This is a genomic window from Flavobacterium sp. A45, assembly GCF_002001005.1.
GTDB lineage: Bacteria > Bacteroidota > Bacteroidia > Flavobacteriales > Flavobacteriaceae > Flavobacterium.
Genome location: NZ_MUNX01000079.1, coordinates 1 through 10,862, shown reverse-complemented (window position 1 = coordinate 10,862; position 10,862 = coordinate 1). Strand labels below are relative to the sequence as shown.

Below are 10,862 nucleotides of genomic sequence, written 5' to 3'. Positions count from 1 at the left end.
GTTATAATCATACTTAAAACCATTTTGCAAGAAACTTATAACGTATAAGAATCAATGAATATAATTATTTAGGATTTAAAAGCACAAAATAATTATTTACACTTAACATATTATGATTAACGTTTTTTTATTTAAAATAGTATATTTGACATCTAAATGAATATTACTACACAAATAAAGCAGCCAATAGTTTACGAAATGGAACTTTTTGAAAAAAAGTTCTACGAATCAATGACTTCCAAAGTGGCGCTTTTAAATCGTATCACGTATTATATCGTCAACAGAAAAGGAAAACAAATGCGACCTATGTTTGTTTTCTTGATGGCCAAAATGGTATCCAAAGGCGAAGTGAACGAACGAACTTATAGAGGGGCTTGCGTTATTGAATTAATTCATACGGCAACATTGGTTCATGACGATGTGGTGGATGACAGTAATAGACGTAGAGGTTTTTTCTCCATTAATGCACTTTGGAAAAATAAAATTGCCGTTCTGGTAGGGGATTATTTGTTGTCCAAAGGATTGTTACTTTCTATTGATCATGGCGATTTTGATTTACTCAAAATTATTTCTGTTGCTGTTCGTGAAATGAGCGAAGGTGAATTACTTCAAATAGAAAAAGCCAGAAGACTTGATATTACCGAAGCCATTTATTACGAAATCATCCGAAAAAAGACTGCTACACTTATTGCAGCCTGTTGTGCCCTTGGTGCTAGATCGGTTGTGGAGGATGAGGTTCAGGTAGAGAACATGAGAAAGTTTGGAGAACTCATCGGAATGGCATTTCAAATCAAAGATGATTTGTTCGATTATTCAGAGGAAGCTATTGGAAAACCAACAGGAATAGATATTAAAGAACAAAAAATGACTTTGCCATTAATCCATGTTCTTAATAATTGTACTTCAAAAGAAAAAAGCTGGCTTATCAATTCGATAAAAAACCACAACAAGAATAAAAAAAGAGTTAAAGAGGTGATTGCTTTTGTAAAAGACAATCACGGTTTGACTTATGCCGAAAATAAAATGGTCGAATTTCAGCAAGAAGCATTACAACTGTTGAACGATTACCCCGAATCGGACTATAAAGCAGCACTAATTTTAATGGTGAACTACGTTATCGAAAGAAAGAAGTAAATTTTAAGTTGAAAAAATATTTTTATTTTAGCTTTAAGTATTTGATAAATAGCCATTTGTGTTATTTGTTAAAATAAATTGTATTTTTATTTTAACTTTTTTTTAAATCCATACAACCTTTTTGGTTTAATTCTCGTCTATAGTAATAGAACCTCTTTTTAAAGATTTTGAAAGTAATTAATTTACATCAGGAAGAAAATGAAATAATAGCATTGGCTGTCAAAAACAGCCGACAGGCTCAACAATGTATTTATTCCAAATATTCGCCAAAGATGTTAAGTGTTTGTCGACAGTACATAAAAGACTTGCAATTGGCAGAAGATGTTATGATTACCGCTTTCATGAAAGTGTTTGTCAACATCGGACGGTTTGAAAATAAAGGAAGTTTTGAAGGCTGGATTAGGCGAACGATGATTAATGAATGTATTTCATTTATCAGGGTTCAAAAAAAGGTACATTTTATAGAAGATTCCGCTGGTTTTGAAGAAACGGAGAATAAAACCGATATTCAGTTTTCTATAGAAGATATTCAAAATTTAATTGACAGTTTGCCAGATGGTTACAATATTGTGTTCAATTTATTTGTTATGGAAGGTTATAAACACAAAGAAATTGCAAGTATGCTTGGTATTTCGGAAGGTACATCCAAATCACAATTTGCGCATGCCCGTAGAATTTTGAAAGAACAGATAAACATTCTGAAAAATAAGGAAAAGTATTCTTGAGAAAAAAATAATATCATGAAAAAAAGTGTCATAGAAAATCAATTTAAAGAAAAGATTAATGCAAGGGAGATTGCCCCTTCAACTGCTTCTTGGGACAGATTGGATGCTATGCTTACTGTTGCCGAAAAACCAAAACGCAACTTTAGGTGGATGTATATTGCTGCGAGTGTTTTAGGTTTTTTGCTAATAGGAAATTTGTATTTCAACCAAAATCAAAAAGATAATGAAACTCTTGAAAATGCGGTTGTGACCAATGATGTAAAAGCTATTCCCAAAGCAAATACAAAACCAACACAATTAATTTCTACTAAAAAAAAGGAAGTGATTAGAGCTGTTAAGGAACAATTAGCATCAAATGAAATAAAATCAGAGATTGATTCCGGTAGCATTTTATCCAATAAAGAAAATCAACTTGCCGAGAAAGAAATTATCCAGGAACCAATAATACCAATCATCAATCAAAAAGCGGAACAGAAAATAGTTCCAATTAAACGAAAGTATGTTAATGCTGACGAGCTATTAGCATCGGTAGATAATGCCTCTCCAAAAAAGAGTTTTGTGGTAACCAAATCGAATGTTAAAGTTAATTCGAATGAATTGCTTAGTCAAGTCGATGGTGAGCTAGAACTTACTTTTAGAGAGAAAGCAATTAAAACTGTAAATCAAAATTTTAAAGCCGCCAAATTAGCTTTGAGCAATCGAAATTCAGAATAAATCATCAATCACATTTAAAAAACAAACAAACATGAGAAATTTTAAAATTTACTTAGTAGTATTCGTATGCCTTTTCGGAAGCAAAATGCTGGCTCAAGAATCATTCGAAAGCAGAACAAAAGTAGTTGCATCCAAGATGGAAACGGTAGTAAAGGAAGAAAAGGAGAAATTGAAAACAAAGGTAGAGAAGGTGAATGTCGAATTGTCCGAAAATAAAATTACAATAGAAGATGCTGATAAAAAGAAGAAAGAATTAGCCGAAGCTTCCGCTATTGCTATTGAAAATCAAATTGCAAAACTTGAAGAAGAATTGCATTTAATAGTGCAGGATAAAGTGGATGGAAAGTTAAAAAGCAATGCTAAAGATTCATCAGCTTCTATCAGTATTCATTTTTCAAAAGATTACTTCGAAAGGAGAGAGCGTAAAGGAGAGAAAAGAACTACTTCTCAGTTTGTTTTTGCTTTTGGAGCCAATAATTTAGTCACAGATAAACAAGTTGCCAATTCGGATTTTAAATATTGGAATTCTCATTTTTATGAATGGGGTTTTACGTCTAATACCCGACTTTTGAAAGAGGATAATCTGTTGCATTTCAAATACGGTTTATCATTGATGTATAATAATTTAAGAGCTACCGATAACAGATATTTCGAAAAAAATGGTGCGCAAACCGATTTGGTTACCAGTACAGTACATTTAGACGAATCCCGATTTAGAAATGTGTATATCATGGTGCCATTGCATTTAGAGTTTGATTTTACTAAGAAAGAAATACGGGATGATGCGGATTATTTTAGAACCCATAAAAGTTGGAGAGTTGGCTTGGGAGGGTATGCAGGGTTTAGGGTGAAATCCAAACAAATTCTTTGCTTTGATGATGCCAGCGGTAATGATGTGGAGCAAAAAACCAAAGGGAATTATAATGTAAATGATTTTAATTACGGTCTAAGTACATATGTGGGTTACAAATCAACAAGTTTGTATTTAAAATACGATTTACAGCCTTTGTTCGAAAACAATCCTGTTGATCAAAATAATATTTCATTGGGACTTCGTTTCGATTTTAATTAGTAATTAGTTAAGTTGTTTTAGTTTAAAAGTGTTTCAGCGATGAAGCACTTTTTTTATTTTTAATTATAAAGTTTGATTTGTGTATTTTTGTAACTCTTCGAATTTTCGAAAGAATTACAATTAAATATTTTCATAAGTTTGATATCACAAGCAACTATAGATACAGTTTTTGAAACCGCTCGAGTAGAGGAGGTTATTGGAGACTTTGTACAGTTAAAAAGAGCAGGAAGTAATTTCAAAGGGCTGAGCCCGTTTTCGGATGAGCGTTCTCCATCTTTTATGGTTTCGCCAGCAAAAGGAATTTGGAAAGATTTCAGTTCCGGAAAAGGAGGAAATTCAGTTGCTTTTTTGATGGAACATTCACATTTCACCTATCCGGAAGCCATTCGGTATTTGGCCAAAAAATATAATATTGAGATTGAAGAGACAGAACAATCTGATGAAGAAAAAGCAAATACCGATGTTCGTGAAAGTATGTATTTGGTTTCTGAATTTGCCAAAACCTATTTTCATACTACACTTTTAAATACTGAAGAAGGAAAAGCTATTGGACTTTCTTATTTCAAAGAGCGTGGTTTTACCAATGAGACTATCAAGAAATTTGCTTTGGGATATTCACCAGAAACTTGGGATGCTTTTACAAAAGAAGCATTAGGAAAAGGCTATAAAATGGAATTCCTTGAAAGCACTGGACTTACGATTGCTAGAGAAGACCGTCCTTTTGACCGCTTCAAAAGCAGGGTTATGTTTCCTATTCAAAGCATGTCAGGAAGAGTGCTTGGTTTTGGAGGGCGAATTTTGACCAATGATAAAAAAGCAGCCAAATATTTAAACTCGCCAGAGAGTGAAATTTACCATAAAAGTAAAGTGCTGTATGGTATTTTTCAAGCGAAACAATCAATAGCAAAATTAAATAATTGTTTTTTGGTCGAAGGTTATACTGATGTTATTCAGTTCAATCAAGCGGGTATTGAGAATGTCGTGGCTTCATCTGGAACGGCTCTTACACCGGATCAAATTCGTTTAATCAATAGGCTGACTAAAAATATTACTGTTCTTTTTGATGGTGATGCTGCTGGACTTCGCGCTTCTATTCGTGGAATTGATTTGATTCTTGAAGAAGGAATGAACGTAAAAGTTTGTGCTTTCCCTGATGGAGAAGATCCTGATAGTTTTGCCAAGAAAACTCCTTATGAAGATTTAGTTGCCTATTTAGATAACAATGCCAAGGATTTTATTCAGTTCAAAGCGTCTCTTTTGATGAATGATGCTAAGAACGATCCTGTTAAGAAAGCCGATTTGATTCGGGATATGGTACAGAGTATTTCGAAAATTCCGGACAGAATCCAACGTGAAATTTACATACAGGAATGTTCCAGAATAATGGATATTTCCGAGCAGGTTTTGACAAGCACTTTGGCGCAATTAGTTCAAAAAGATGTTAGCGAAGTAGGGAAAAAAGCAAAACAAGAGCAAAAAGCTTTTGAAATTGTAAAAAATGAAAATCCTGTTCAAACTGCAAAAGTTGATGTATTGTATCGTTTGGAGCGAAAAATAATTGAGATTCTTTTATTATATGGCAATAAAACGGAGGAGTTTGAAGATGATTTCATGAAAACAAATGAATCCGGTGAAATTGAAACGGTAACTGAAAAGAAAGAATATAAGGTTTACCAAAGGATTTATCTGAGTTTGCAGGAAGATGAGGTGGAACTTGCTAATCCTTTGTTCCGTGATATTTTTAATGACTTAATTCAGTATTTTCTGCAGAATGAAAATGTAGAAATTGAGAGGTATTTAATGCAGTTAAATTCCGATTTTGCTCAAGAGGTAACTGATATTTTAATGGAAGACGAAAGGCTGGTATTGCATAATTGGATAGGTCAAAATATCATCCCAAAAACTAAAAATGAAACAATCAGCCAATATGTATCGGAAACCATTCTAACAATGCGCTGGTATTTGGTAGATAGAATTATAGATGAATTAAAAAACTCTGTATCAAATGAACCAGGTTCAGATAATACAGAGTCAATGTCTTTGGCGATGGATTACTACAAACTGATTAATTCTTTTTCAAAAAAATTAGGAAGAGTAATGTCTCGCTACAGTTAAACGATCTCTAAAGTTTTAGCTTTGTTTACTAAATCTACTAGATTTGTAACGTTTAATTTAGTCAATAATCGTAGTTTGTAAGTACTGATTGTTTTCTCGTTAAGTGATAAGATTTCAGCGATTTCGTGGTTTTTCTTACCGTCGCTCAAATAACGCAGTACTTCTACTTCACGATTGGAAAGTTTTCTGTACAAACGCTCGCTTTTGCTTTGTTTTGCAATCAAAGCAATGTTTTTCATTACAGCTTCATTCATGATGATTTTGCCTTGGTTTACTTTGATGATCGACTGACCCAAAGTTTCCAGCTTTTCAGTTTTGTGAACAAATCCAGAAACTCCAGCTTTGATGGCATTTGGAGCGTAAATTTGTTCTGAAAGTCCGCTGTAAAAAATAATTTTTGTTTTTGGGAAATTTTTCAAAACCGATTTGATTTCGAAAATACTTGAAAGCCCTTCAAGCTCCAAGTCCAATACAAGAACATCTATTTCTTTTGTAAGAAGGATGTCTTTTACCATTGCGAAGTTACCAACATTGGCAACAATAGAAATGTCCGAATGGTCTTTGAAGTACGATTTTATTCCAAAATGTACTACAGGATAGTTATCTGCTAAACAAACTTTAATCATGGTATTTAGTTTTAGGATTGTTTTTGAAGATATAAAATTAAAAAAATATTTTCATATAAGTCTAATTTTTCGGACAAATTATTTTTTTTTAACAGTTCATTATGCAAACTGGTATAGGATTCATTTTATGTTGGTTGTTTTTGTTAAGTTTTTTATAAATTTCGTAAACAGTTTTTTGACGTTCCGTGAATGTATTTGGGTCTGTTTTTGAGTCATCTGCGTACATTGCCCATTCTAATTCGTCGTAACTTGCTCCTATTTGATCTTCATCTGTTCGTTCATCTCCAAATAATCCGTCGGTTGGGGCAGCTGTCAAAATTGAATTTGGAATTTTCAGATAAGCACCTAGTTCATAGACTTCCGATTTCATTAAGTCAGCAATCGGGCTCAAATCGACTCCTCCATCTCCATATTTAGTGTAAAATCCCACTCCAAAATCTTCTACTTTATTTCCGGTTCCAGCAACCAATAATCCATGTATTCCAGCAAAATAATATAAGGTAGTCATTCTTAGTCGGGAACGGGTGTTTGCAAGTGATAAATGCAGTTTGTGTAAATCAGTTGTTTCTGGAACCTGCTTTTTGAAATCTTCAAAAACCGAAGTTAAGTCTGCTTCAACATTACTGACGTTTGGGAATCGTTTTTTTAGCTGTTCAATGTGTTCACGTCCGCGAGTAACATGGCTATGTGCTTGGTGAATTGGCATTTCGACACATAATACTTTCAAACCTGTTTGTGCGCATAGTGTTGAGGTTACTGCAGAATCTACTCCACCGGATATTCCTATTACAAAACCATTAACTTTAGAATTTTCAGCATAACTTTTTAGCCATTCGACAATATGTGTATTTACTTTTTCGATTTCTAGGGTTCTTTTTTTAGTCATAATAGTTTAAGTTTTAAAAAGTAGGAATGTATATTTGCAAAAAAAATGAATGCAAGGTTTTTAGAATTCCATTGGTAACAAATTTAAATAAAATTATACAATTGAATAGAGGATGTTTGGTTTAGGTTGAAAAATCCTATGAAGATTTGTGAATTATTCTGTAAAAGTATTAGGAAACTGATAAATAAATAAAATAAATATGAAATTATTTCTCTTAACGATAGTTTGCAGTTTGCTTTTGTTGTCCTGTGAGCAAAAAAGCAAAGTTGAAAAAGCTATTGAAGAAACACCAGTAGATGAAATTAAGGTAGAACGTTTTGACAAGCAGTTTTTTGAAACACCGCCAAAGGATTTGGCTAAATTAAAAAGACAGTATCCTTATTTTTTCTCACCAAATATTCATGACACCGTTTGGACAAACAAAATGACTGCTCCTATCTGGAGAGAAGTGTACACTGAAGTTGAAAAAAAGTATCCTTCATCAGAAGGAATTCAAAATAGTGTGGAGACTTTGGTCCAGCACATGAAATATTATTTTCCAAAGACCAAAACTCCTAAGGTTATTACGCTAATTTCGGATATGGACTATAACAATAAAGCAATTTATGCCGATTCGTTAATTATAATTTCATTAGAATTGTATTTAGGAAGGGATCATAAGTTTTATACTTTTCCTAAATACTTGAAACAAAATTTTGAAGAAAGACAAATGATGCCCGATGTTGTGAAGAGTTTTTCATCAGGAAAAATTGCTCCTCCAACCGAGAAGAATTTGTTGTCCCAAATGATTTATTTTGGGAAAGAACTTTATTTAAAAGATATTTTGCTTCCAGAGTATACTGATGCTGAAAAAATGGGATACACTCCAGAGCAAATTGTTTGGTGCCAAGAAAATGAGAGTTATATATGGCGCTATTTTATTGAAAAAGAAATGCTTTATAGTGACGAGCAAAAATTGGTTTCCAGATTTATCGATCCCTCGCCGTTTTCAAAATTTTATCTGGAAATAGATAATGATTCTCCAGGACAAGTTGGTTCTTGGATAGGCTGGCAAATAGTAAGGTCCTTTATGGAAAATAATGATACTAAGTTGGATCAGATGTTAAAAATGGATGCCAAAGAAATTTTCGAACAATCAAAATACAAACCCAAGAAATAATGTCAAATAAAAATACCTCAGAAATTAAATTTTTAGTCGAATTAGACGAAAATCGTGTTCCAGAAAAACTTTTTTGGACTGCACAAGACGGCGGTGTGGAACTTTCAGAATCAAAAGCAATTATGCTTAATGTTTGGGACAGTAAAGCCAAAGAAAGTATGCGTATCGATTTGTGGACTAAAGAAATGCCTGTTGATGAAATGAAGATTTTTTTCCATCAAACCTTAGTGGCTATGGCTGATACCTTTAAAAGAGCTACTAATGATGAAAAAATGTCGGATACAATGTTAGACTTCTGTGATTATTTTGCCGAGAAATTGGAGCTGAAGAAATAATTTTTGATAAGGCTCTGTTACAAATGAAAACGTTAGTCGTCTTTATTTTAAAACAGAAATTATGAAGAATATAATCGCATTATCGCTAGCGTTGTTTTTGGTTTCTTGTGGAGTCAAAACACCATATGCAGCATTCAAGAAAGAGAATAAAGAGCAAGTAGCCGTTTCTTTTGGAGCTTCACGCTTTTTGGTCAAAACAATTGTTGGTAAGAAAGAGTTTGAAAGCTTAAACAGCCAAGTTTCGGGTATTAAAAAGTTTCATATTTTGGTTTCAAAACCAAATCCGGAACTTTTAAAAGAGAATTTTAAAGTTTTTTTGAAAGAGAATGATTTTGAAGAAATTTTTCAGGTGAATAATGTTAAAGATAAAGTTCGTATTTATTCTTTCGAAAAAGGAGAAGACTTGAAAGAGCTACTTATCGAAATTGAAAATGATTCCGAGATAGTACTCTTGAAAGTTCAGGGAGATTTGAAGATAAATGATCTTGGAAGCCTAACTGCTTTCAATGATTTGAAGTGATTTATGTACTAGAATGTAAAAATCCCAAATCTGAAATTAAAAATCAGTTTTGGGATTTTTTTAATGACAAAGGTTTTAAAATTCAGAATTATTTTTGAAAACCTCTTGGTTTACTTCGTCTATATAATTTAGTAATTCTTCTTTTCCCGTAGATTCTGTTGCCGACGTGACAAAGTACTGTGGCATTTCGGCCCAGTTGTTGGCAAACATTTGTTTTTTGTAAGCTGCAATATGAGAGTCAATTTTTACTTTGCTGATTTTGTCTGCTTTAGTGAAAATAATACAAAACGGAATTTCACTTTCTCCCATGTACGACATGAACTCGATGTCGATTGTCTGCGCTTCATGGCGAATGTCAATGAGAACAAAAGCACAAACCAGCTGTTCTCTGTTTTCGAAATAATCAGTGATAAATTCCTGAAAAACTGATTTTGTCTTTTTTGAAACTTTGGCATAACCATAACCTGGCAAATCGACAAGAAACCAATTATTGTTAATCAAAAAGTGATTGATTAGCTGTGTTTTTCCGGGTCTTCCAGATGTTTTTGCTAGTTTTTTGTGGTTAGTCAGCATATTTATTAATGACGACTTTCCAACATTGGAACGGCCAATAAAAGCATATTCGGGCAAAAAGTCTTTAGGACATTTGCTTACATCTGAATTACTTATTACGAATTCGGCAGTATTAATTTTCATGTTTTTTGAGTATAAAATTCTCCTTTTCGATTAGTGTTCTCTAAGATGCGTGTGGGTAAGCCAATCTTCTAGATGCTTGTTAAATTCTTCGGGTTGTTCCATCATGGCGGCATGACCACATTTGTCAATCCAGTACAAAGTGGAATTAGGTAATAACCTATGGAATTCATCAGCTACATCTGGAGGGGTAACTTGATCATTTTTCCCCCAAATAATACAGGTTTGTACATGCATTTTTGGTAAATCTTTCGCCATATTATGACGAATGGCACTTTTGGCAATAGTCAAGGTCTTGATTAATTTTATACGATCATTTACTGTGGCATATACTTCGTCAATAAGTTCTGGTGTTGCTATTTTTGGGTCGTAAAATACATCTTCGGCTTTTTTCTTGATGTATTCGTAGTCGCCTCTTTTTGGGTAACTGTCTCCCATAGCGCTTTCATATAATCCTGAACTTCCGGTAATTACAAGTCCTGATACTTTTTCGGGGAACATTTTGGTATGGTATAATGCAATATGTCCTCCAAGTGAATTTCCTAAAAGAATGACTCTGTCTAATTTTTTGTAAGTAATGAAGTTCTTTACATAGACAGCAAAACTCTTCACATTTGTTTTTAATATATTTTGAGTGTAAATAGGTAAATCAGGGATGATGATTCTGTATCCTTTGTTAGAAAAGTAACTCGCTACAGCATCAAAATTGCTAAGTCCCCCCATTAAACCATGTAAGATGACAATCGGAATTCCTTCGCCTGCTTCGTAATATCCATATTTGCCTTCTTTTTTATAGTATTTTTCCATGTTTTAAATGACAATTTTCAATTTTTCACAAATATAGGGTTTATAAAATTAAAAAGAATTTTGGGAGCTGTTTTTT

Annotated in this window: 12 protein-coding genes; 8 read left to right on the top strand and 4 right to left on the bottom strand. The window is 33.1% G+C overall.

All coding sequences use genetic code 11. From position 1 onward, the window contains the following. Nucleotides 1-156 precede the first annotated feature (156 nt). From B0E44_RS09180 to dnaG, 5 genes are all read left to right on the top strand, one after another. Nucleotides 157-1,134, top strand: a complete 978-nt coding sequence (locus B0E44_RS09180; protein ID WP_077373402.1) for a polyprenyl synthetase family protein — start codon at nt 157-159, stop codon at nt 1,132-1,134. A gap of 167 nt (nt 1,135-1,301) precedes the next feature. Beyond that, nucleotides 1,302-1,859, top strand: coding sequence for an RNA polymerase sigma factor (locus B0E44_RS09175; RefSeq protein WP_077373399.1), 558 nt, complete (start codon nt 1,302-1,304; stop codon nt 1,857-1,859). Nucleotides 1,860-1,874: 15 nt separating this feature from the next. After that, a complete protein-coding gene (locus B0E44_RS09170) occupies nt 1,875-2,573 on the top strand; it encodes a hypothetical protein (protein ID WP_077373396.1) in 699 nt (232 codons plus the stop codon). A gap of 31 nt (nt 2,574-2,604) precedes the next feature. Then, complete coding sequence (locus tag B0E44_RS09165) at nt 2,605-3,645, top strand: hypothetical protein (RefSeq protein WP_077373394.1); 1,041 nt, start codon at nt 2,605-2,607, stop codon at nt 3,643-3,645. A 138-nt stretch (nt 3,646-3,783) separates the two neighbouring features. Then, the gene (gene dnaG, locus B0E44_RS09160; protein ID WP_077373391.1) at nt 3,784-5,760 is read left to right on the top strand and encodes a DNA primase; all 1,977 of its coding nucleotides are present in this window, start codon (nt 3,784-3,786) and stop codon (nt 5,758-5,760) included. On the opposite strand, the gene B0E44_RS09155 is transcribed toward dnaG, so the two are convergent. Both B0E44_RS09155 and nadE read right to left on the bottom strand, forming a co-directional pair. Further along, a complete protein-coding gene (locus B0E44_RS09155) occupies nt 5,757-6,386 on the bottom strand; it encodes a response regulator transcription factor (RefSeq protein ID WP_077373388.1) in 630 nt (209 codons plus the stop codon). The genes dnaG and B0E44_RS09155 overlap by 4 nt on opposite strands. A gap of 88 nt (nt 6,387-6,474) precedes the next feature. Continuing rightward, the gene (gene nadE / locus B0E44_RS09150) at nt 6,475-7,272 is read right to left on the bottom strand and encodes an NAD(+) synthase (RefSeq protein ID WP_077373385.1); all 798 of its coding nucleotides are present in this window, start codon (nt 7,270-7,272) and stop codon (nt 6,475-6,477) included. A gap of 199 nt (nt 7,273-7,471) precedes the next feature. Between nadE and gldB the strand changes: the two genes are divergently transcribed. From gldB to B0E44_RS09135, 3 genes are all read left to right on the top strand, one after another. Then, nucleotides 7,472-8,431: a gliding motility lipoprotein GldB gene (gene gldB / locus B0E44_RS09145; RefSeq protein WP_077373382.1), complete on the top strand. Its 960-nt coding sequence runs from the start codon at nt 7,472-7,474 to the stop codon at nt 8,429-8,431. Further along, a complete protein-coding gene (gldC, locus tag B0E44_RS09140) occupies nt 8,431-8,766 on the top strand; it encodes a gliding motility protein GldC (RefSeq protein ID WP_077373380.1) in 336 nt (111 codons plus the stop codon). Before gldB ends, gldC begins: the two co-directional genes overlap by 1 nt. A gap of 61 nt (nt 8,767-8,827) precedes the next feature. After that, entirely contained in the window at nt 8,828-9,286 is a 459-nt protein-coding gene (locus B0E44_RS09135) for a DUF4252 domain-containing protein (protein ID WP_077373377.1), read from the top strand. Between the two features lie 75 nt (nt 9,287-9,361). Here B0E44_RS09135 and yihA read toward each other — a convergent pair whose 3' ends face one another. Both yihA and B0E44_RS09125 read right to left on the bottom strand, forming a co-directional pair. After that, nucleotides 9,362-9,982: a ribosome biogenesis GTP-binding protein YihA/YsxC gene (yihA, locus tag B0E44_RS09130; protein WP_077373374.1), complete on the bottom strand. Its 621-nt coding sequence runs from the start codon at nt 9,980-9,982 to the stop codon at nt 9,362-9,364. 30 nt (nt 9,983-10,012) lie between these two features. Continuing rightward, nucleotides 10,013-10,786 (bottom strand): alpha/beta fold hydrolase, encoded by a 774-nt coding sequence (locus tag B0E44_RS09125; protein ID WP_077373371.1) that lies wholly within the window; start codon nt 10,784-10,786, stop codon nt 10,013-10,015. Nucleotides 10,787-10,862 lie beyond the last annotated feature (76 nt).

Coding starts and splice junctions, on each gene's coding strand:
- B0E44_RS09125 (WP_077373371.1), bottom strand. CDS start 10,786: ATGGAAAAATACTATAAAAAAGAAGGCAAATATGGATATTACGAAGCA.
- yihA (WP_077373374.1), bottom strand. CDS start 9,982: ATGAAAATTAATACTGCCGAATTCGTAATAAGTAATTCAGATGTAAGC.
- B0E44_RS09155 (WP_077373388.1), bottom strand. CDS start 6,386: ATGATTAAAGTTTGTTTAGCAGATAACTATCCTGTAGTACATTTTGGA.
- B0E44_RS09165 (WP_077373394.1), top strand. CDS start 2,605: ATGAGAAATTTTAAAATTTACTTAGTAGTATTCGTATGCCTTTTCGGA.
- B0E44_RS09135 (WP_077373377.1), top strand. CDS start 8,828: ATGAAGAATATAATCGCATTATCGCTAGCGTTGTTTTTGGTTTCTTGT.
- nadE (WP_077373385.1), bottom strand. CDS start 7,272: ATGACTAAAAAAAGAACCCTAGAAATCGAAAAAGTAAATACACATATT.
- gldC (WP_077373380.1), top strand. CDS start 8,431: ATGTCAAATAAAAATACCTCAGAAATTAAATTTTTAGTCGAATTAGAC.
- B0E44_RS09170 (WP_077373396.1), top strand. CDS start 1,875: ATGAAAAAAAGTGTCATAGAAAATCAATTTAAAGAAAAGATTAATGCA.
- B0E44_RS09180 (WP_077373402.1), top strand. CDS start 157: ATGAATATTACTACACAAATAAAGCAGCCAATAGTTTACGAAATGGAA.
- gldB (WP_077373382.1), top strand. CDS start 7,472: ATGAAATTATTTCTCTTAACGATAGTTTGCAGTTTGCTTTTGTTGTCC.